Genomic DNA, 21,098 nt, shown 5'->3' with positions numbered 1-21,098 from the left:
AACGCCACCGGCGCCGTGAGGGTGTTTCACGTGAAACGCATCACTTGCCAATGCAGAAGGTCGAGAAGACCTCGCCGAGGATGTCCTCGACGCCGATGGCGCCCGTGACCCGGCCAAGGGTGTCCGCGGCGCGGCGCAGATCGTCGCCCGCCATTTCCGGCGTATGGTCGAGCGCCCGACGGGCGGCTTCGACATCGATCAGGGCTTCCGCGAGGCGGCGGCGGTGTCTCTCTCGCGTGACCGCCGGGAAGTCGGCGCCCGACAGGTCACGCGCCAGCCGCGCCGCGATCCAGTCGTGTAGCTCCGCCAGCCCCTCGCCCGTGGCCGTGCTGACCACGAGGCTCTCCAGGCCGTCGACGGGGTCAACCGTCCCCATGTCCGCCTTGTTGCGGATCAGCAGATCGTCCGGCTGGATACAGGCGGCGGCGACGCCCGGTGGATCGCCCGGCCCGCGGACCCAAAGCCGCAGTTCCGCCGCCTCGGCCCGCGCCCGGGCGCGGCGGACCCCCTCGGCCTCGACGACATCCTCGCTCTCGCGCAGACCCGCCGTATCGGAGAGGGTCACGGCGTATCCGCCGATGATCAGATCGGCGTCGAGCACGTCCCGCGTGGTGCCGGCTATCGGGGTGACGATGGCGGCCTCGCGCGCGATCAGGGCGTTGAACACGGAGGACTTGCCGGCGTTGGTCTCGCCGATCAGGACGATGCGATAGCCCTCGCGCACCCGCTCGCCGCGCCGGGCGTCGGCCAGGGCCGCGCGCAGATCGACGATCAGGGCGTCCAGAACCGGTCCCGCCGTCCGCGCCAGATTGTCGGGGATATCCTCGTCGGGAAAATCGATCTCGGTCTCGACCAGGGCCATGGCCTTGAGCAGGTCGCGGCGGAAGCCGGCGTAGGTGCGCGACAGGGCGCCATCCAGCTGGCCCAGGGCCTGGGCCGCCTGGGCCGTGGTCTCGGCGTCGATCAGATCGGCCACGGCTTCGGCCTGCGCCAGATCCATGCGGCCGTTCTCGAAGGCGCGACGGGTGAATTCCCCGGGCTCGGCCGGGCGCAGGCCAAGCGCGATCAGGGCCTGGCTGGCGGCCTCGACCACCGCGCGACCGCCGTGGAGATGGAGTTCGGCGCACTCTTCCCCGGTATAGCTGTTGGGCGCCGGGAACCGCAGGATCAGGGCCTGGTCGATCAGCCGGTCGGCGTGGGTCAGGGTCCGCAGCGACGCGAGGCGTGGCTTGAGCCCGCCGGCGCCGAGGGCGGTCAGGGCCGTGTCCGTCTGCGGGCCCGACAGGCGGAGGATGGCTATGGCCCCCCGGCCGGGCGGGGTGGCGAGGGCGAAAATGGTGTCCGTCACCCGTGTCCTCCCCATTCCATGGGGAGGTGTCGCGGCGCCGAAGGCGGGGTGACGGAGGGGGCGACGCCGGCGGATGCCCCTCCACCGCTTCGCGGTCCCCCTCCCCACGCCGTGGAGAGGAGACGAGGCGTCACGGCTTGACCGCGGCTTCCATCAGCTTGCGGAACTGGTCCTGGGCCTGCATGCCGAAGCTGGTCCAGGTCTTCATCAGCTCGTCGGGCTGCATGGCGGACATGTTCTCGTCCATGCGCCGCTTCATCTCGGCGACCAGATGATCGTTCAGCGGCTCGACATTCGGCAGGCCGAGGAAGGCGCGCGCTTCGGCCGGTTCGCATTCGATCTCGATATTGACCTTCATGCCGCCGCTCCATGTTTCACGTGAAACAGCCGAGGCTGCGTCAGGTGTTCATCGACTGGAAGAAGTCCGCATTGTTCTTGGACTGACGCAGCTTGTCGATCAGGAATTCGATCGCGTCCTGCGGGCCCATCGGGTTCAGGATGCGGCGCAGGACATAGGTCTTGGCCAGCTGGTCCTTGGGCGTGGTCAGCTCTTCCTTGCGGGTGCCGGACTTGAGCACGTCGATAGCCGGGAAGATGCGCTTGTCGGCGACCTTGCGGTCCAGCACGATCTCCGAGTTGCCGGTGCCCTTGAACTCTTCGAAGATCACCTCGTCCATCCGCGAGCCGGTGTCGATCAGGGCGGTGGCGATGATGGTCAGCGAGCCCCCCTGTTCCACGTTCCGCGCGGCGCCGAAGAAGCGTTTGGGCCGCTGCAGGGCGTTGGCGTCGACGCCGCCGGTCAGGACCTTGCCCGACGACGGGACGGTGGCGTTGTAGGCGCGGCCCAGGCGGGTGATGGAGTCGAGCAGGATGACGACGTCCTTCTTGTGCTCGACCAGCCGCTTGGCCTTTTCGATCACCATTTCGGCGACGGCGACGTGGCGAGTGGCCGGCTCGTCGAAGGTCGAGGCGATGACCTCCCCCTTCACCGTGCGCTGCATGTCGGTGACCTCCTCGGGGCGCTCGTCGATCAGCAGCACCATCAGGGTCACTTCGGGATGGTTGCGCTCTATCGACTTGGCGATGTTCTGCAGCATCACCGTCTTGCCGACCCGCGGCGGGGCGACGATCAGGCAGCGCTGGCCCTTGCCCAGCGGGGCGACGATGTCGATGACCCGGCCCGAGCGGTCCTTCAGCGTCGGATCCTGGATTTCCATGTGCAGCCGCTCCTCGGGATAGAGGGGCGTCAGGTTGTCGAACAGGACCTTGGTCTTGACCGTCTCCGGGTCCTCGAAATTGATCGTGTCGACCTTGAGCAGGGCGAAGTAGCGCTCGCCCTCGCGGGGGCCGCGGACGGCGCCGTGGATGGTGTCGCCCGAGCGCAGGCCGAAGCGGCGGATTTGCGAGGGAGACACGTAAACATCGTCCGGACCCGGAAGATAATTGACGTCCGGGCTGCGCAGGAAGCCAAAGCCGTCGGGCAGGATCTCCAGCGTCCCCGAGGCGATGATCTCGACCTCCTCGTCGGCCAGGGTCTTGAGGATGGCGAACAGCAGATCCTGCTTGCGCAGATTACCGGCGTTCTCGATCTCAAGGCTCTCGGCGAAGGCGACCAGGTCTTCCGGCGTCTTCTCGTTCAGCTCCTGGAGGGTGATGCGGCCGTTGGGGACGATCGGCTCACCGTCGTCCTCGTCATCGCTCGATTCCTGATCGACCATGGGCAGGTCGGCGGCGGCGGTCTCGACGGGCTGGTCGCCGTCGAACGCCTCGGCTTCGGGAGCGGTGGGATCGGTGTCGCGGACGTCGGTCATGATCTTACAGGTCTGCGCGCGTCCTCGTCCCCTCGCGAAGCGAGGGCGGGGCGGGCTTGGCGATGTCTGGCCTTGCGGCCGGATGGGAGGGCGACGGGTCTTCCCGGGGGCGTATCCTCGGGCGTCGCGAAGAGAGGGGGACCGCCCCAGACAGAGACAGGACGGCTCGCGGCCAGCGAAACCACGCCGGCCCCCTCAGGTCAAGCGGCGCCGGCGCGAAGTCCTAGCCGAAGGTCCATTCCAGCGTGACCGACAGCACCATGACGATGGCGATGACGAAGGGGATTTCGTTGGTCATGCGCCAGAAGCGGCCGGAACGGGTCGAGGTCCCGGCGGCGATCTTCTTTCGCGCCCCGGCGAGGAAGCCGTGCCAGGCGCTGAGAGCGAAAACTCCGGCCAGCTTGGCGATCATCCACGGCTGGGCGACGAAGCCCCAGTCCGCCCCCTCGCCGCTGCGCAGCCACAGCAGCCAGCCGCCGAAGACGAAGGCCAGGATCATGGCCGGGTTGATGATGATGCGCAGCAGCCGGAGCTGCCACAACCGCAGCAAGGCCTGCATCTCCGAGCGCAGCGGCTCGGGCTTGTCCGCCTGCTCGGCGTCGTAGGCGTAGAGACGCGGCAGGAACAACATGCCCGCCATCCAGGCGATCACCGCCAGGATGTGCAGGCCGCGGGCGAGGTCGTAGGCGTTCATGCGGCTTTCCTCTCGCGCTGGCGGGGGCAGGCCTTCCACGGGCCCTGGCAGCCGGGACCGAAGGGCGCGACGCCGGTTCGGGTCAAGGCCTCGGCCGCCGCCTCCGCCAGGCTGTCGATGAAGGGGGCGGCGAGGCCGACGGCCGGCGCGCGCAGATAGGGCGCGACCCCGAGGCCGTGGGCCAGCTCCCGGTACTCGATGTCCAGCTCCACCAGGGTCTCGATATGCTCCGAGACGAAGGCCACGGGGACGACCACCACGCCGACCCGGTCGCGGCCGGCCTGGGCGATGGCCTCGGGCGTCGAGGGCCCGAGCCATTTCATCGGCCCGACCCGGCTCTGGTAGCAGATCGTCCAGTCCTTCAGTCCCGCCCGGGCGGCGACCGCGGCGCAGGTCGCCTCGATCTGCTCCTGATAGGGGTCGCCCTTCTTCTCGATCAGACTCTCGGGGACGCCATGAGCCGAAAACAGAACCCGAACCGGTCGGTCGCCGGCTTCGGACAGTTTCGCCGTCACCCCGTCGGCCTGGGCCCCGATCCAGCCGGAGGCCTGTGGGTAACAGCAGACCGCGCGGCTGACGCCCGACCCGGCGTAGACCTCGGCCCACCGCTTCAGGGAGGACTCCGTCGTCGTCGTCGAGAACTGCGGATAGAGCGGCAGCAGCACGATCTGGTCCGGGCCGAAGGCGGCGACCTCGACGGCTGTCTCCTCGGTCAGGGGGGACCAGTAGCGCATGGCGATGAAGGTCCGGATCTCGTCGCCGGGCAAACGGCCGGCCAGCGCCGCCTCCAGCGCCGCGGCCTGTCGGCGGGTTTCCGGCAGCAGCGGCGAACCGCCGCCCATAAGGGCGTAGTTGGCCTGGGCAGGCTTCTCGCGGCGGCTGGAGATCAGCCGGGCCAGGGGCGTGCGCACCAGCCCGGGCAGGCCGATGATGGCGGGATCGTTGAACAGGTTGAACAGAAAGGGCCGGACCGAACCCTGATCGTCCGGCCCGCCGAGATTGAACAGGACGACGGCGATCCTGCGCCCGGTCATTGGGCGCCGATCCGCTTCAACACCTGGTCGACATGGGCGATCGGCACGTCCGGCAGGATGCCGTGGCCGAGGTTGAAGATCCACGGCCCCCGACCCCAGGCGCCGAGCAGCTGGTCGACACGGCGGTCGAGCAGGGGTCCGCCGGCGCGCAGCAGTAGGGGATCAAGCGCGCCCTGGATCGGCTTTATCGCCTGAACCCGTTTTCCCACCGCCAGCGGGCACGCCGTGTCCAGCGCCACGGCCTGGACGTCGCATTCGGCGGCATAGCGTTCCGCCAGGGCCGCCGAGCCGCGGGGAAAGCCGATCAGGGGGACCGTGACGCCCAGTTCGCGCACCCGCCGCACCAGTTTTCGATGCGGCTGCAGCACCAGGCTTTCGAACAGATCGTCCGGCAGGCCTTCGGCCCAGCTCTCGAAGATCTTCAGCACCTGCGCGCCCGCATCGGCCTGCATCTTCAGATAGTGGGCCGTGGCCTCGACCAGCACGTCCAGCAGGGCCGCGACCTTCTCCGGCTCGGCGTAGGCGTAGGTCCGGGCCTGGGCGCGCTCGCCCTTGCCGATGGTGCGGGCCTCGCCGTCCAGCATATAGGTGGCGACCGTCCAGGGCGCCCCCGCGAACCCGATCAGCGCGCGTTCGGGCTCCAGTCCGGCCCGAACGATGGACAGGGTCTGGCCCACCTGCTTCAGCGCCTCGCCGGCGCCGGCGGTCAGGTCCCGCATGGTTTCCAGGGGAGGCAGGGCGCCCAGCCGGGGCCCCTCGCCGGCCTCGAACCACACCTGCTGGCCCAGGGCCTGAGGAATCAGCAGAATGTCGGCGAAGACGATGGCGGCGTCGAAGCCGAACCGCCGCATGGGCTGCAAGGTCGCCTCCGCCGCCTTCTCCGGGTCGAGACAGAAGGCGATGAAATCCGGGGTCGTCGCCCTGAGCGCGCGATACTCCGGGAGGTAACGTCCGGCCTGACGCATGAACCAGACAGGCGGTCGCGACGACGTCTCCCCGGCGAGAACCTTGAGCAACAGGGGCGTGGGGGGTGAAACAGTCATCTGACCTTGGTCCTACCGGCGGCCCGGGTTCCGCTCAACCCCGGCCCGTGTCGCACCCTCCCAATCCTTTCAGAAAAAAGATTCGAGGTTTCGGAGGTAGGTGGCAGAGGCGGGGATGGCGGGGACAAGTCCGGCCTTCGAGCCGGTTTCCGACGGGTTTTCCGCAAACGGTCACAAACCGCGAACCGTCTTCCACCCGGCTGGTGAAAGCGGGGATAAATCCGGACCGGGCCTTGAACGACGGGCTTCCGGACCTTCGGGCGCCGGTCGGCCTGGGGGCCGTTAAGGTCTTGTTAAGGATATGCACAGGCGGATCCGGCCCGGTCGCCGGCCTTGGGATGATCGGCGCTTTCGACGAGGGCGCCGTCCACCCCTATCCCCGCTCGCGGCCTCGACCCGACGCCGCTATAGGAAAAGACGCGCCCTTCGCCGCCAACGGCGCCCCGCCGGTCCACAGGAGTTTCGCAATCATGGACAGCCGCCGATGAGTTCGGGCCGCGCCTCGGGCCCTTCGCGGCTGGCGACCTATTTCCATGTCCACCTGGTGTCGGATTCGACCGGCGAGACGCTGAACGCCATGGCCAAGGCCGTGGTGGCCCGCTTCGACGGGGTCATTCCGATCGAGCACATCTACGCCCTGGTGCGGAACGACAAGCAGATGGAGCGGGTGCTCGAGGAGATCGCCGCTTCGCCGGGGGTGGTGCTGCACACCCTGGTGGACCGCGAGCTGCGCGCCCAGCTCGAGGAAGGTTGCCACAGGCTCGAAATGCCCCAGATCGCGGCCCTCGATCCGCTCGTCGGCGCCCTGTCGCGCTATCTCGGGGCCGCGCTGTCGACCCGGGTCGGGGCCCAGCACGCCCTGGACACCGACTATTTCAACCGCATCGCCGCGCTCGACTACGCCATGGCTCACGACGATGGCCAGGGCACGACGGCCCAGCTGGAGACGGCCGACGTGGTCCTGTGCGGGGTCAGCCGCACATCCAAGACCCCGACCTGCATCTATCTGGCCCACCGCGGCATCCGCGCGGCCAATGTGCCGCTGGTGCCGGGACAGGAGGACGGGGAACGGTTGGTGGGGCTGAAGAATCCGCTGGTGGTCGGCCTGACGGTGTCGCCGGACCGGCTGGTGCAGATCCGCAAGAACCGGCTGGACGGGCTGAACGCCAACCGGGCCAGTTCCTACGTCGACCACGAGGCCGTGAGGGAGGAGACGGTCAGGGCTCGCCGCGCCTTCGAGCGGCGCGGCTGGCCGGTGATCGACGTGACCCGACGCTCGGTCGAGGAGACGGCGGCGGCGATCATCAATCTGCTCAACGAGCGCCGGACCCGCCGGCTGGGGGCGGCTTGGTGACGGCCCCGTCCGAACGTCTGATCCTGGCCTCGAAGAGCGCGGCGCGGCGGACCATGCTGGCTGACGCCGGCGTTCCGTTCACGGTGCAGGTCGCCGACGTCGACGAGGACGCGGTCAAGGGGACGCACGACCCGGCCGACGCGGCGGGGCTGGCGGTCGAACTGGCGCGGGTCAAGGCGCTGGCCGTGTCTCGCCGCGACGCCGAGGCCTGGGTTCTGGGGGCCGATCAGACCCTCGCCTTCGACGGCGGGCTGGTGTCGAAGGCGGCGTCGCCGGACGAGGCGCGGGCGCGGCTCGCGGCCATGCGCGGCCGGATCCACCATCTGCATTCCGGCGCGGCCCTGGCCCGCAACGGCCAGGTCGTCTGGTCGGGCGTGGATACGGCGACCCTGCGGATGCGGGACTTCTCGAACGCGTTTCTCGACGCCTATCTGGCGGCCGAAGGCGAGGCCCTGCTGGCCTGTGTCGGCTCCTACCGGCTGGAAGGGATGGGCGCCCAGCTGTTCGAGGCCGTGGAGGGGGATTATTTCACCGTTCTGGGCCTGCCGCTGTGGCCGGTGCTGGCGGAGCTGCGTCGGGCCGGGGTGCTGCGCTCATGACCCTCGTCGCCGGGGTGGCCGGCCAGCCGGTCGCCCATTCCCTGAGCCCGCTGATCCACAACGCCTGGATCGAGGCGGCCGGGCTGGACGCGGCCTATCGCGCCTTCGGCCCCGCGGATGCGGCCGCCTTCGAAGAGCTGGTCGCGCGGGGCCGGGCGGGCGTTCTGCGCGGTCTGAACGTCACGGCGCCGTTCAAACGACAGGCCCTGGCCCTGGCCGATGAGGGAGGCGAGGCGGCGCGCGCCTGCGGCTCGGCCAATCTGCTGTTGTTCGAGGACGGCCGGGTTCGGGCCGACAGCACCGATGGCGAGGGTCTGATGGCCGCCCTGGCGGAACAGGCGCCGGGGCTGGACGTGCGCGGCCGGGGGATCGTGATCCTCGGCGCGGGCGGCGCGGCGCGGGCGGCCGTGGCGGCCCTCCGGGCGGCGGGGGGCGAGGTCGCGATCCTGAACCGGACCCGGGCGCGGGCCGAGGCGGCGGCCGCCGAACTGGGCGCGGCCGTGGCCGACGAAGCGGCGCTGGACGAGGCGGCGCTGGTGGTCAACGCCCTGAGCGTCCAGCCCGACCTCGATCTGGCCCGCCTGCGGGACGACGCCGTCCTGATGGACATGACCTATCGTCCGCTCGTCACGTCCTTTCTGGCCCAGGGCCGGGCGCGAGGCCTGACGACTGTGGACGGGCTGGCCATGTTGATCGGCCAGGCGCGGCCGTCGTTCCGGGCGCTGTTCGGGATCGAGCCGCCGGCGGCCGATGTGCGGCGGCTGGCGCTGCAAGCCCTCGGAGAGGCCGGATGATCGTGCTCGGCCTGACCGGCTCCATCGGCATGGGCAAGTCGACGACGGCGGCGATGTTCGCCGACGAAGGCGCCCTGGTCTGGAACGCCGACGCCGCCGTGCACCGGCTGTATGCCCCCGGCGGGGCCGCCGTTGGTCCGGTGGGGGCGGCCTTTCCGGGCGTGGTCGTGGATGGCGCGGTCGATCGCGGCCGCCTGGCCGAGGTCCTGGCGCGGGATCCGGAAGGATTCCGGCGGCTGGAAGCCATCGTCCATCCGCTGGTGCTGCAGGGGCGGCTCGACGACCTGGCGGCGGCCGGAGCGCGAGGCGTCAGGCTGGCGGTGCTGGACATCCCCCTGCTGTTCGAAACGGGCGGCGACGCGGCCGTGGACGCCGTGGTGGTGGCGACCGCGCCGGCGGCGATCCAGGCGGCGCGGGTGCTGGCCCGGCCCGGCATGACCCGCGAACGGTTCGAAGCCATCCTCGCCCGTCAGCTGCCCGACGCCGAAAAGCGCCGCCGGGCGGACTTCGTCGTCGACACCGGCGAGGGGCTGGACGCGGCGCGGGCCCGGGTGAAGGAAATCGTGGGGATGGTTCTGGCCGAGGGGTGGTCGCCGCCCCGGCGCGGTCTTCCGAAAGCGGGCGAACCGCCCCATTAAGGGATCATGTCCCGCGAAATCGTCCTTGATACCGAGACCACCGGCTTCGACCCTCGCACGGGCGACCGGATGATCGAGGTCGGCTGCATCGAGATCGAGGATCTGCTGCCCACGGGCCGCACCTTCCACCGGCTGATCCATCCCGAGCGGTCGATCCCGGCGGACGCCATCCGGGTGCACGGCATCACCGACGACAAGGTCAGGGACGCGCCGAAATTCGCCGAGATCGTCGTCGACCTGTGCGACTTCATCGGCGACGCCCCGATCATCGCCCACAACGCCCAGTTCGACCGCAGCTTCATCGATCACGAATTCGGCCGCTGCGGCCGGGTCCTGTTCGAGGAACACCGCTGGATCGACACGCTGAAGCTGGCCCAGACCCGGTTTCCGGGCATGGCCAATTCGCTGGACGCCCTGTGCAAGCGGTTCAAGGTCAGCCTGGTCGAACGCACCCTGCACGGCGCCCTGATCGACGCCCGCCTGCTGGCCGAGGTCTATCTCGAGCTCAAGGGCGGCAAGGAGCGGCGGCTGGACCTGTCGGCCTCGCGGACGGTCACGGCGGCGGCGGCGGCCCAGGCGGCCGCCGGCTATCCGCCTCGCCCGCGTCCGCTGGCCCCGCGCGACGACGAGGCGGAGCGCGCGGCGCACGAAGCCTTCCTGCGCGCGACGCTGAAGGACTGGTCGCTGTGGAAGGGCTACGGGGTCGAGGTCGAGGCGAGCGCCTAGATCAGGCCTTGCCGGTTTCCGCCGGGCCCCGGGCGATGGACTGCTGGCGGGCGACGTAGATGCCGGCGAAATCGATCGGGTCCAGCATGAAGGGCGGATAGAAGCCGCCGTCCGAGGTGGCGCGGGCGATGATCTCGCGGGCGAACGGGAACAGGTAGCGCGGGCATTCGATCAGCAGCAGCGGCTCGATGTCCTGTTCGGGCACGCCGTGCAGGGCGAACAGGCCGCCGTAGAGCAGTTCCACGTTGAACACGGTCATGGCGTCCGTGGTCGCCTTGATGGTCAGGCGCAGGTCGACCTCGAACAGGCCGTCGGGCCGGCCCTGGGCGTTCATCTCGACGCCCATGTCGATGGCCGGCTTGCCGTCGACGCGCAGGGAGTCGGGGGCCTTGGGGTTCTCGAACGACAGGTCCTTGACGTACTGGGCCACGATGCGGAACCCGGGGCCGATGGGCGCCTGGGGCGCCTGGGGCGCCGGGTCGGCGGGCGCGGCGGTGTTGGCGTCGGAAGGAGGCGCGGCGTCGGTCATCGGTCGGGTCTGTCTGAATGAGTGAACGGCGTCCGATTGCGGCGCCGGGAAGGCGCGGCGACTAGCACGAGGCGCCGGGTGCGGCAACGACGCTCGCCGCCCGGGAGAGGCGCGGCGGGTTGCGCCGCCCTATATGAGCCCCTAATCGTCAGCCAGAGCGACCGCCCCCGCCGGACGCCAGTCAGGGAATGCCAGTGACCCAGGATCCGATCCTGATCGCCATCTTCGCCGTCGTCGCCGCCGTGGTTCTGTTCCAGCTTTACAACATGCTGGGCAAGAAGGTCGGCCGCCAGCCGGAAGAGGACGCCCGCGCCAGGCCCGCGACCGCCCCGGCCGCGCCCGCCGCCGACCCGTCCCCGGGCGGCCGGTCCAATGTGCTGGACGCCGTCACCCTGGCCTCGATCGCCGGGCTCAAGGCGCGGGACCCCAATTTCGACCCGATCCGCTTCCTCGAGGGCGCCCGGCAGGCCCATGAGACCATCGTGCGCGCCTATGCCGCCGGCGACCGCGAGACCCTCAAGCCCCTGCTGACGCCCGCCGTCATGGAGTCCTTCGAGGCCGGCATCGCCGCGCGCGAGACCCGGGGGGAGACTGAGACGGCCGAATTCCTCCACCCCGCCCGCGCCGATCTGGAACAGGCCTCGGCCGAGGAGAACCGGGCCACCGCCAAGGTCCGCTTCCTGGCCGAGCTGCGCAACCGGGTGAAGCCCGCCGGCGACGGCGAGGAACAGGTCGAGGAACGGCGCGTGGCCGAACTGTGGACCTTCGAGCGCACCCTCGGCGCCAGCGATCCCAACTGGGTTCTGGCCCGCACCGAACCCGCCGCCGCATGAAGACCGGCGGCGCTCGCCGCCGGCGAGGCCCCGGGGCGGGCGTCCGGGGTCTGGCTCCCGGTCTGGCCCTGGCCCTGGTCCTGTCCGCCTGCGCTACCACGCCGGCCCCGGCTCCGCCCGCGCCCGAAGCGCCGGCCCCCGGCCCCGTTCCGACCCCCGAGCCGCCGAAGGGGACCGGTCCCGCCGGCCTGTCCGGATGGGACGACGAGGACCACCTGGCCGCCTTCGAGGCCTGGGCCGCCGGTTGCGCGGCCGCGCGGGACCCCGCCGCCCGGACCCAGTGCGACCGGGCCATGCAGATCAGACAGACCTCGAAGCCGGTGACGCCCTCGGTGGCCCGGGCCTTCTTCGAGACCGGCTTCACCGTCGCGGCGGCGGAGACGGCGGATGGCGGACCGGGCCTGCTGACCGCCTATTTCGCCCCGGAGTATGAGGCGCGGCGCACGCCCGACGCGGTGTTCGACATGCCGGTCCTGCCCCGGCCCGAAGGCTGGACGCGCGGCCAGGTCCTGGCCGAACGCGCCGGGATCGAGGCGGCGCCGCCCACCGGAGCCCTGGCTTGGATGAGGGCCGAGGACCTGTTCTTTCTGCAGATCCAGGGATCGGGCTATCTGACCTTCGAGGACGGATCGCGGGCGCGGGCGGCCTATGCGGCCGACAACGGCCGGCCCTTCACGGGCATCGCCCGGCCGATGACGGAACAGGGGCTGCTGCCGGCCGATGGAACCTCGGGCGAGGCCATCCGCGCCTGGCTGGCGTCGCATCGCGGGGCCGAGGCCCGGGCGGTGATGGCGCTGAACCCGCGCTACATCTTCTTCGCCCTCGACCCCGACGACGGCGGCGATCCGGGCGGGGCGGCGGGGATTCCCCTGACCGCCCGCCGGTCCATCGCCGTCGATCCGGCCCACTGGCGCTATGGGGATCTGGTGTGGATCAGCGCCGATGGCGGCAACCTGCGCGGCGCGCGGGGCAGCTATCAGGGCCTGGTCGTCGCCCTCGACACCGGCTCGGCCATCCGCGGCCCGGTGCGGGCCGACCTCTACATGGGCCGGGGCGCGGCGGCCGGCGAGGAGGCGGGAGCCGTGCGCCATCCGCTGAGGATGTGGCGGCTGGTTCCGCGGGAGTGACCGTCAGCTTCACCGGGCCATCTTGCGGGGCCCGAACAGGAACCGGAACCACTGCAAGTTGATCACGGTGAGTGCGATAAATCCGAGCCCGAGACTGGCGAAAGCAAATGCCAATCCGGGCCGGAACAATCCGATCAGCCCGCAGAGCGCAATCGCATAGGCAGCGGCCATCAGGCCATAGATCGTTAGCCTCGTTCGGATCCCGAACTGCAACGAGAACATGGCCAGAAATACCAGGAGGGCCGTGGCGAGCGCACATTGTTCACGCGGACCGGATATCTCGAAGGTCGGCTCGCCAAAGAGTGAGGCAGGTGCGCCAACAAGGAACATGAAGCCGACCGCCGCCGGCTGAATGACGACGAGAAAGAAGAAGCCGAGCGCGCCGTTGATCACCTCCACGGGCGTCAATGGTCTGGCCGGAGGCCTGTCCGGTGCCGCGTTCATCGCCGCCTCAACCCGCCCAGGAGCCCCCGCAGCAACTCCCGGGTGATCGTGCTGCCCGCCGTGCGCAGGACCGACTTGGTCGCCGCCTCGATGGGGGTCTCGCGGGTCGAACGACGGGCGGGGGCGCGTGGACGGGCTTCGCGCTCGTAACGAGCCTGTTCGCGGGCCTGCTCCTTCTCGCGGGCGGCGGCGGCTTTTTCGGCCTCTTTCGCCGCAAGGGCATCCGCCTTGGCCCGCGCCTCGGCCAGTTTCGCGTCGGCGGTGGCCTGGTCGGCCTCGCCGCGCCGGACGGCGAGGATTTCCTCGGCCGACTCGCGGTCGACCACCGTTTCGTACAGGCCGCGCACCGGGCTGGCGGCCATGACGGCGACGCGTTCGGCGTCCGTGGCGGGGCCGAGGCGGCTGTCCGGGGGGCGGATCAGGGTGCGGGCGACCACGTTGGGCGCGCCCTTTTCGTCGAGGGTCGAGACCAGGGCCTCGCCGACGCCCAGGCCCTGGATGGCCTCGGCGGTGTCGAAGGCCGGATTGGCGCGGAAACTGTCCGAGGCCGCCTTCAGCCCGCGCTGTTCGGCCGGGGTGTAGGCGCGCAGGGCGTGCTGGATGCGGTTGCCCAGCTGGGCCAGGACGCTGTCGGGGATGTCGGCCGGGTTCTGGGTGACGAAATAGACCCCGACGCCCTTGGAGCGGATCAGGCGCACCACCTGTTCGACCTTTTCGCGCAGGGCGTCCGGCGTGTCGTTGAACAGCAGGTGGGCCTCGTCGAAGAAGAAGATCAGCCGGGGCTTTTCCGGATCGCCGACCTCGGGCAGCTGTTCGAACAGCTCCGACAGCAGCCACAGCAGGAAGGCGGCGTAGAGGCGCGGGCTGGCCATCAGCTTCGTGGCGTCGAGAACATTGACCTGGCCGCGGCCGTCCAGGCCGGTGCGCATCATGTCCTCCAGCCGCAGGGCCGGTTCGCCGAAGAAGGCCTTTCCGCCCTGCTGCTCCAGCTGGAGGATGGCGCGCTGGATGGAGGCGATCGAGGCGGGGGCGACGTTGCCGACCTCGCGGCCGATGCGCTCCGAATTCTCGCCGACATGGACCAGCATGGCCCGCAGATCGTCGAGGTCGAGCAGCAGCAGGCCTTCCTTGTCGGCGACGTGGAAGACCACCGACAGCACCCCTTCCTGCACCTCGTTGAGGTTCAGCATCCGGGCCAGCAGCAGGGGGCCGATTTCGCTGACGGTGGTGCGGATCGGATGGCCCTTGAGGCCGTACAGGTCCCAGAACACCGTCGGGGCGGCCTTCGGGGCGAGCGTCAGCCCCATGCCGGCGGCGCGGGCCAGCAGTTTCTCGTTCGGCGAGCCGGGCACGCAGATGCCCGAGAGGTCGCCCTTCACATCGGCGCAGAAGACCGGAACGCCGGCGTCGGAAAAGCCCTGGGCCATGATCTGCAGGGTCACGGTCTTGCCGGTGCCGGTGGCGCCGGCGACGACGCCGTGGCGGTTGGCGCGGTGGAACAGCAGGTGTTCGGGCGTGTCCGTCCCGTTGTCGGAGGATTGGCCGAGGAACAGGCCGGGGGCGGGGTCGGCGCCATCAGTCATGGGGGAACTCCGGGCGAGGGGCGGCGCTCATGCTCCACCGGCGGCGCCAATGGTTCAAGGCCGGATTGACGCCGACCGCCCGGACCCTGACCATATGCCGATGAAGCCGCCCATCACCCTTCCGACCTCGACCGTGGCCCGCAACGCCCTGGTGTTGATCGCCGTGGTCGCGGGCGGGGCCGCCCTGTACTGGCTGAGGGAGATATTGACCCCCCTGGCCATGGCCATCTTCCTGATGATCATGATCGACGGGGTGAAGCGGTCGATAGAGGACCGCACCCCCGTGCCGGGACGCTGGGCCGGGGCCGCGGCCCTGGTGGTGGTGGTGGTGGGGTTCTTCGCCTCGATCGCCTTCATCGCCAACGGCGCCTTCGGCTTCTTCACCGACGCTTCGGACATCTCGTCCCGCATCGGTCCCCGGCTCGACCAGATCATCCTCGACGGATCGCATCTGCTCGGCATCGACGCGGCGCCGACGGCCTCGGAGCTGATCTCGCGCCTCGACGCCCCGCAGTATCTCGCCATGGTCGCCCGCCAGGCCCAGGGGGTGGTGACCGGCGCCATCTTCGTCATGATCTACCTCGGCTTCCTGCTGGCCTCCCAGAGCGGCTTCCGGCGCAAGATCATCGGCATGTTTCCCGAACGGACCGCCCGCGGCGAGGCGCTGGAGGTGTTCCAGCGCGTGCGCGGCGGGGTCGAGGGCTATCTGTGGGTCCAGACCGTGACCGGGGCGATGATCGGCGCCGCCGCATGGCTGTTGATGCGGGCGGTGGGGCTGGAGAACGCCGAGTTCTGGGCCTTCGTCATCTTCATTGTCGGCTTCATCCCGGTGCTGGGCGGCGCGGTCGCCGGCCTGGCGCCGCCGATGTTCGCCCTGGTCCAGTTCGAAAGCTACTGGCCCGCCCTGATCCTGCTGGGCGGTCTGCAGGCCATATTGTTCGTGAGCGGCAACTTCATCCAGCCGCGCATGCAGGGCGACAACCAGAATATCGACCCGGTGGTGGTGCTGCTGTCGCTGGCGCTGTGGGGGCAACGTTGGGGCGTGGTCGGCATGTTCCTGTCGACCCCGCTGGCGGTCATGGCCATGGCGGTGCTGGCCGAGTTCAAGGGCTCGCGCTGGATGGCCATCCTGCTGTCCGGCGACGGGGAGCCCTATGCCGACGCGGACGAAACCCCGCCGCCCGGACCGAAGCGGGGCCGCGTCAACCCGCCGCAGGGCAAGGCCGGCTGAGACGGTCCGTCCTGCCCTTGATTGGCCACAACCGGCGCCTATCTCCTCCCTGTCGCCGCGGCCCTCCCCCTCCCCCCAGGCCGTGGCGGAATCGATCGGCGCCAACCCTCCCCCTCCCGGGCGCCGATCTGAAGCAGGCCGCCGAACGCAAGTTCGGCGGCCTTGTCGTTTCCGGCGCCGACGGACGTTCCGCCGTTCGGCGCGCTTTGGGGGTTTTCGGCGCGGCGGACCTGGCCTAGTGGACCGGCGTCGGATGGTCCGGCTTGCCGAAGCGGCGAAGCGGCCTAGTCTGGCGCCATCTCCAGCGGCCCGGTCGGGCCGCGCCCAGTCAGAGACCTGCCCATGCCCGGCGAAACGGCCCCCCAGCACCCTCAGGCGATCACCCTGGAGGCGCTGGAGGCCAGCTTCGCGAGCGCGATCGGCGGCGCGCCGGGCCCGGACGCCCGCTCCTACCTGGCCCAGGCCTGGGACGATTACGCCGCCGACGAGGCGCCGGAGCTGGGCGGACCCGATCTGGCCGCCCTGCTGGCCTCGGCCTGGCGGCTGGCTGCGGAACGGAAGCCCGGAGAGCCGGCCCGCATCACCCTGGGGCCCCTGACCGGCGCCGACGGCCGCGCGACGGGCTACGACAGCATCACCCTCGTCCAGGGGGACAAGCCCTTCCTCGTCGACAGCGTCATGGGCGAGCTGGCCGAGGCCGGGGTGACCGTGCGGTCGATGTACCATCCGATCGTCGAGCGCGACGGCGGCCGGGTCTCGCTGATCGTGGTCGTCATCGATCCCCTGCCCCAGGAGCGGCGCGACGCCCTCGGCGAGGGCCTGGCCGAGACCATGGCCGACGTGCGCGGCGCGGTGACGGATCATGCGGCGATGAACGCCCTGATGGCGCGCTCGATCGCCCACCTCGAGACCTCGCCCCCCGGGGTGGACCCCGAGGTCCTGGCCGAACATCTGTCCTTCCTGCAGTGGCTGCAGGCCGATCATTTCGTCTTCCTCGGGGCGCGCGACTACGACTATCCGCGCAACAAGGACGGCGGCTACGAGGCCGAGGCGCCGCTGTCGCAGTCCGGCGCGGGCCTGGGCGTGCTGGCCGACCCGAACCGCACCGTCCTGCGCCGCGCCAACGAGCCGGCGGTGCTGACCCGGTCGATGAAGAAGCAGCTGGACCTGTCCGAGCCGGTGACGGTGGCCAAGGCCAACGTCCGGTCGCGGGTCCATCGCCGGGCCTATATGGACTATATCGGCGTCAAACGGTTCGGCGCGGACGGCCGGCCGTCGGGCGAGACCCGCTTCGTCGGCCTGTTCACGGCCGAGGCCTATGACAAGACGGCGACCCAGGTGCCGCTGGTGCGGCGCAAGGTCGCCAACGCCCTGATCCGGGCCGGCAAGACGGCCGGGAGCCACAGCGAGAAGCGGCTCAAGAACATCCTCGAGAACTATCCCCGCGACGAACTCTTCCAGATCGGCGAGAGCGAGCTGCTGGAGATCGCGCTGGGCATATTGCACCTGCACGACCGGCCGCGGATCAAGACCTTCACCCGCAAGGACCCGTTCGACCGTTTCGTCTCGGTTCTGGCCTTCATTCCGAGGGAGCGGTTCGACGCCTCGGTCCGGGAACGGATCGGCGGCATTCTGGCCAGGGCCTGGGGCGGCCGCCTCTCGGCCTGGTATCCGCAGCTTTCGGACCAGCCGCTGGTGCGGATCCACTACATCATCGGCGTCACGCCGGGCGATCATCCGTGCCCGGATCAGGCCGCGCTGGACGCCGAGATCGCGGAGGCCGGGCGCAGCTGGGTGGACCGGTTCGAGAGCGCGCTCCGGGACGCGGGCGTGGACGACGTCGCCGTCGGCCCGCTCAGCGCGCGCTGGGCCGACGCCTTCGGCGCCGGCTACCGCGATCGCTACGACGCCGACGAGGCGGTGCGCGACCTGCAGTCGATCGACGCGCTCAATGAGTCGGGCCTCAACGACGGCGGGTCGGCCGTGGCCGTGCGCGCCTTCCGCACCGATCGCGACGGGCCGCTGAACTTCCGCTTCAAGCTCTACCGGCGCGGCGCCGCCGTACCCCTGTCGGACGTGCTGCCGATCCTGGCCGACATGGGGCTGAAGACGCTGGAGGAATGGGGCCACGCCCTGCGCCCGGTCGGCGATCTCGAAATCCACGCCCATGAATTCCTGCTGGAGGATCCGCGCGGCGGCGACCTCGATTTCGCCAATGTGAAGGGCCCCTTCGAGGCGGCCTTCTCGGCCGTCTGGGCCGGCCAGACCGAAAGCGACGGCTTCAACCGCCTGGTGCTCGAACTGGGCGTCGACTGGCGCGAGGCGGCGCTGGTGCGCACCCTCGCCCGCTATCGCCAGCAGACCGGCCTGGATCCGAGCCAGGCGGTGCAGGAAGAGGCGCTGCGCGACCATCCGGCCGTGGCGCGCGGCCTGCTGGCCCTGTTCGAGGCGAAATTCGATCCGGCGGCGGGCGGCGACGCCGCCAGCCGCGAGGGCGAGGTCGCCCGGCTGTCCGCCCGGATCGCCACCCTGCTGCAGGATGTGAAGAGCCTGGACCACGACCGCGCCCTGCGCCGGATGGCCCTGCTGATCGAGGCGATCAAGCGCACCAACTACTATCAGACCGGTCCCGACGGGGACCCCAAGCCGTACATCTCGATCAAGATCGCCTCGCGCGAACTGGCCGACCTGCCGCTGCCCAAGCCGTTCCGGGAAATCTTCGTCTGGGCTCCCCACGTCGAGGGCGTGCACCTGCGCTTCGGACCGGTGGCGCGCGGCGGCCTGCGCTGGTCGGACCGCCGCGACGACTTCCGCACCGAGGTGCTGGGGCTGGTCAAGGCGCAGCAGGTCAAGAACGCGGTGATCGTGCCGGTCGGCTCCAAGGGCGGCTTCTTCCCGAAAAACCTGGCCGGCATCGTCCGCGCCGGGGGGGATCGCGACGCCCAGCAGGCGGAGGCCATCCGGGCCTACAGGACCTTCCTGTCGGGCCTGCTGGACATCACCGACAATATCGCTCCGGACGGCGCCGTGGTCCCGCCGGCGGCGGTGGTCCGCTTCGAGGGCGACGATCCCTATCTGGTCGTGGCCGCCGACAAGGGCACGGCGACCTTCTCGGACATCGCCAACGGGGTGTCGCGCGACTACGGCTTCTGGCTGGACGACGCCTTCGCCAGCGGAGGCTCGGTCGGCTACGACCACAAGGTCATGGGCATCACCGCCCGCGGCGCCTGGGAGGCGGTCAAGCGCCACTTCCGCGAGATGGGCAAGGACATCCAGAGCGAACCCTTCACCGTCGTCGGCGTCGGCGACATGAGCGGCGACGTGTTCGGCAACGGCATGCTGCTGTCGAAGGCGATCAAGCTGGTCGCGGCCTTCGACCACCGCGACATCTTCATCGATCCGAACCCGGATCCGGCGACGAGCTGGGTCGAGCGGGAGCGGATGTTCAGACTGCCGCGCTCGTCCTGGCAGGACTACGATGTCTCGAAGATCTCGAAGGGCGGCGGCGTCTTTCCGCGCGCGGCCAAGTCGATCGAGCTGAGCCCGGAGATCAGGGCGGCGCTGGACATCCAGGAGGACAGTCTGGACCCGGCGGCCCTGATGAAGGCCATCCTCAAGGCGCCGGCCGAACTGCTCTACCTCGGCGGCATCGGCACCTATGTGAAGGCGCCGCACGAGACCGACGCCCAGGTCGGCGACAAGGCCAATGACGCCGTCCGCATCGACGGCGGCGAGCTGCGGGTCAAGGTGGTGGGGGAGGGCGCCAATCTGGGCCTGACCCAGGCCAGCCGGATCGCCTTCGCCCGATCCGGCGCGGGCGGGGCCGGCGGCCGGATCAACACCGACGCCATCGATAATTCGGCCGGGGTGGATTCGTCCGACCACGAGGTCAACATCAAGATCCTGACCGGGGCGGCCATCGCCTCGGGGGCCCTGAAGGCCGGGGATCGCGACGCCCTGCTGGCCTCGATGACCGACGAGGTCGGGCTGAAGGTGCTGGCGCACAACTACGACCAGACCCTCGCCGTCTCGCTGCAGGAGGCGGAAGGCCCCGCCGGGCTCGACGGTCAGCAGCGCTTCATGCAGCGGCTGGGTTCGAAGGGGAAGCTGGACCGCAAGGTCGAAGGCCTGCCCGACGACGTGAAGCTGGCCGAGATGAAGACCGCGGGCCAGGCCCTGACCCGGCCGGAGCTGGCGGTTCTGACCGCCTATTCCAAGCTGGAGCTGTTCGACGACATCGTCGCCTCGACCGCGCCGGACGACCCGTTCTTCCACCAGACCCTGGTGCGCTATTTCCCGGCCCCGCTGGCGAAATACGAGGCCGACATGCAGCGCCACCGCCTGCGGCGCGAGATCGTCTCGACCATCATGTCGAACGAGATCGTCAACATGTGCGGTCCGACCTTCCCCGAACGCCTGCGTCAGTCGGCGCGGTGCGACACCTCGGCCCTGGTCGTCGCCTTCGAGGCCGCGCGGCAGGTGTTCCGCCTCGACCAGGCCTGGGACGCGGTTTCGGCCCTCGACCTGAAGATCGCGGCCGGAGCCCAGCTGGCCCTCTACCGGGAGATATCGACCGTGCTGCGTCGCCAGACCTTCTGGCTGGCCCGGCGCGCCCTGCGGCCCGGCTGCACCGTCGACGGTCTGATCGACGCCTACCGCCCGGCGGCGGACGCCCTGCGCGCCATCGGCGGAGACGTGTTGTCGCGATTCGAACAGGCCCGGCTCGAGAGCCGGGTCCAGGCCTTCGTCGACCTCGGCGCGCCCGAGGCCATGGCGCGCGACTTCGCCCTGCTGCGGCCCCTGGTCGCCACCGCCGACATCGGCGACCTGGCCCGGTCGGCGGGCTGGCCCGAGCCGGCCATGGCCATGCTCTACCACCAGGTCGGCGCGGCCTTCGACTTCGACCGGCTGCGCGCCGGGGCGGGCGCCGTGCCCTCGGCCGATCACTTCGACCGGCTGGCGGTGCGCCGCCTGATCGAGGACCTGATGGCCGAGCAGGCGACCCTGACCCGCGCGGTCGCCGCGGCGTCGAAGGCGTCGGTCGGAGCCAGCGAGGCCGCCGCCGAAGCCGCCGTGGACGCCTGGATCGGGCCGCGCGAGGCCCTGGTCCAGGGGGTGAGGGACTCGGTCGACGAAATCGAGGCCTCGGGGTCCGGCTGGACCTTCGCCAAGCTGACCATCGCCAACAGCGTCATCCGTGAGATAGCCTCGTCCGCGGGCTGAGCATTCCCGTGGGGCCGTGGTCGTCGCCCTTCGGGACCTCCCGACCCAGAGCCTGTCCTCGGGCCGACCGAAGGTCGGACCCGGGGG

General features: G+C 70.5%; 18 protein-coding genes. 9 read left to right on the top strand and 9 right to left on the bottom strand.

Going from position 1 to position 21,098, the window contains the following annotated elements:
• Positions 1 to 40: 40 nt before the first annotated feature.
• The 6 genes from mnmE to hemE form a co-directional block, all read right to left on the bottom strand.
• Positions 41 to 1,348 (bottom strand): tRNA uridine-5-carboxymethylaminomethyl(34) synthesis GTPase MnmE, encoded by a 1,308-nt coding sequence (gene mnmE / locus Q8Q71_RS11845; RefSeq protein ID WP_305759794.1) that lies wholly within the window; start codon positions 1,346 to 1,348, stop codon positions 41 to 43.
• A 130-nt stretch (positions 1,349 to 1,478) separates the two neighbouring features.
• Entirely contained in the window at positions 1,479 to 1,706 is a 228-nt protein-coding gene (locus tag Q8Q71_RS11840; protein ID WP_305759793.1) for a DUF6489 family protein, read from the bottom strand.
• Positions 1,707 to 1,746: 40 nt separating this feature from the next.
• Complete coding sequence (gene rho, locus Q8Q71_RS11835; protein ID WP_305759792.1) at positions 1,747 to 3,159, bottom strand: transcription termination factor Rho; 1,413 nt, start codon at positions 3,157 to 3,159, stop codon at positions 1,747 to 1,749.
• Between the two features lie 223 nt (positions 3,160 to 3,382).
• A complete protein-coding gene (locus Q8Q71_RS11830) occupies positions 3,383 to 3,853 on the bottom strand; it encodes a CopD family protein (RefSeq protein WP_305759791.1) in 471 nt (156 codons plus the stop codon).
• On the bottom strand, positions 3,850 to 4,887 hold the full coding sequence (hemH, locus tag Q8Q71_RS11825; protein ID WP_305759790.1) for a ferrochelatase: 1,038 nt from the start codon (positions 4,885 to 4,887) through the stop codon (positions 3,850 to 3,852). Before hemH ends, Q8Q71_RS11830 begins: the two co-directional genes overlap by 4 nt.
• A complete protein-coding gene (gene hemE, locus Q8Q71_RS11820) occupies positions 4,884 to 5,930 on the bottom strand; it encodes a uroporphyrinogen decarboxylase (protein ID WP_305759789.1) in 1,047 nt (348 codons plus the stop codon). The genes hemH and hemE overlap by 4 nt, the downstream gene beginning before the upstream one ends.
• Positions 5,931 to 6,414: 484 nt before the next feature.
• Between hemE and Q8Q71_RS11815 the strand changes: the two genes are divergently transcribed.
• Genes Q8Q71_RS11815 through dnaQ form a run of 5 tightly spaced genes read left to right on the top strand, consistent with a single transcriptional unit; the run spans position 6,415 to position 10,041 of the window.
• Entirely contained in the window at positions 6,415 to 7,284 is an 870-nt protein-coding gene (locus tag Q8Q71_RS11815; protein WP_305759788.1) for a pyruvate, water dikinase regulatory protein, read from the top strand.
• Positions 7,281 to 7,883: a nucleoside triphosphate pyrophosphatase gene (locus Q8Q71_RS11810; RefSeq protein ID WP_371315957.1), complete on the top strand. Its 603-nt coding sequence runs from the start codon at positions 7,281 to 7,283 to the stop codon at positions 7,881 to 7,883. Before Q8Q71_RS11815 ends, Q8Q71_RS11810 begins: the two co-directional genes overlap by 4 nt.
• Positions 7,880 to 8,677, top strand: coding sequence for a shikimate dehydrogenase (locus Q8Q71_RS11805; RefSeq protein ID WP_305759786.1), 798 nt, complete (start codon positions 7,880 to 7,882; stop codon positions 8,675 to 8,677). The genes Q8Q71_RS11810 and Q8Q71_RS11805 overlap by 4 nt, the downstream gene beginning before the upstream one ends.
• A complete protein-coding gene (gene coaE / locus Q8Q71_RS11800; RefSeq protein WP_305759785.1) occupies positions 8,674 to 9,315 on the top strand; it encodes a dephospho-CoA kinase in 642 nt (213 codons plus the stop codon). The genes Q8Q71_RS11805 and coaE overlap by 4 nt, the downstream gene beginning before the upstream one ends.
• Before the next feature lie 6 nt (positions 9,316 to 9,321).
• Positions 9,322 to 10,041, top strand: coding sequence for a DNA polymerase III subunit epsilon (dnaQ, locus tag Q8Q71_RS11795; protein ID WP_305759784.1), 720 nt, complete (start codon positions 9,322 to 9,324; stop codon positions 10,039 to 10,041).
• Between the two features lies 1 nt (position 10,042).
• Here the strand turns inward: dnaQ and secB are convergent, their stop codons facing one another.
• The gene (gene secB, locus Q8Q71_RS11790; RefSeq protein ID WP_305759783.1) at positions 10,043 to 10,570 is read right to left on the bottom strand and encodes a protein-export chaperone SecB; all 528 of its coding nucleotides are present in this window, start codon (positions 10,568 to 10,570) and stop codon (positions 10,043 to 10,045) included.
• A 188-nt stretch (positions 10,571 to 10,758) separates the two neighbouring features.
• Between secB and timA the strand changes: the two genes are divergently transcribed.
• Positions 10,759 to 11,403 (top strand): TIM44-related membrane protein TimA, encoded by a 645-nt coding sequence (timA, locus tag Q8Q71_RS11785; RefSeq protein ID WP_305759782.1) that lies wholly within the window; start codon positions 10,759 to 10,761, stop codon positions 11,401 to 11,403.
• Positions 11,400 to 12,530 carry an MltA domain-containing protein gene (locus tag Q8Q71_RS11780; protein ID WP_305759781.1) on the top strand — a complete coding sequence of 377 codons (1,131 nt, stop codon included), beginning with the start codon at positions 11,400 to 11,402 and terminating at the stop codon, positions 12,528 to 12,530. Before timA ends, Q8Q71_RS11780 begins: the two co-directional genes overlap by 4 nt.
• Before the next feature lie 9 nt (positions 12,531 to 12,539).
• Here Q8Q71_RS11780 and Q8Q71_RS11775 read toward each other — a convergent pair whose 3' ends face one another.
• Both Q8Q71_RS11775 and Q8Q71_RS11770 read right to left on the bottom strand, forming a co-directional pair.
• Positions 12,540 to 12,929: a hypothetical protein gene (locus Q8Q71_RS11775; RefSeq protein WP_305759780.1), complete on the bottom strand. Its 390-nt coding sequence runs from the start codon at positions 12,927 to 12,929 to the stop codon at positions 12,540 to 12,542.
• Positions 12,930 to 12,970: 41 nt separating this feature from the next.
• Complete coding sequence (locus Q8Q71_RS11770; protein ID WP_305759779.1) at positions 12,971 to 14,557, bottom strand: helicase HerA-like domain-containing protein; 1,587 nt, start codon at positions 14,555 to 14,557, stop codon at positions 12,971 to 12,973.
• A gap of 100 nt (positions 14,558 to 14,657) precedes the next feature.
• Here Q8Q71_RS11770 and Q8Q71_RS11765 point away from each other — a divergent pair, with 100 nt between their 5' ends.
• A complete protein-coding gene (locus Q8Q71_RS11765) occupies positions 14,658 to 15,788 on the top strand; it encodes an AI-2E family transporter (protein WP_305759778.1) in 1,131 nt (376 codons plus the stop codon).
• Between the two features lie 342 nt (positions 15,789 to 16,130).
• Positions 16,131 to 21,011: an NAD-glutamate dehydrogenase gene (locus tag Q8Q71_RS11760; RefSeq protein ID WP_305759777.1), complete on the top strand. Its 4,881-nt coding sequence runs from the start codon at positions 16,131 to 16,133 to the stop codon at positions 21,009 to 21,011.
• Positions 21,012 to 21,098: the final 87 nt, after the last annotated feature.

The sequence above is a fragment of the Brevundimonas sp. genome, assembly GCF_030704825.1.
Taxonomy (GTDB): domain Bacteria; phylum Pseudomonadota; class Alphaproteobacteria; order Caulobacterales; family Caulobacteraceae; genus Brevundimonas.
The sequence above is the reverse complement of the archived record's forward strand: the minus strand, read 5'-3'. Positions and strand labels throughout refer to the sequence as shown.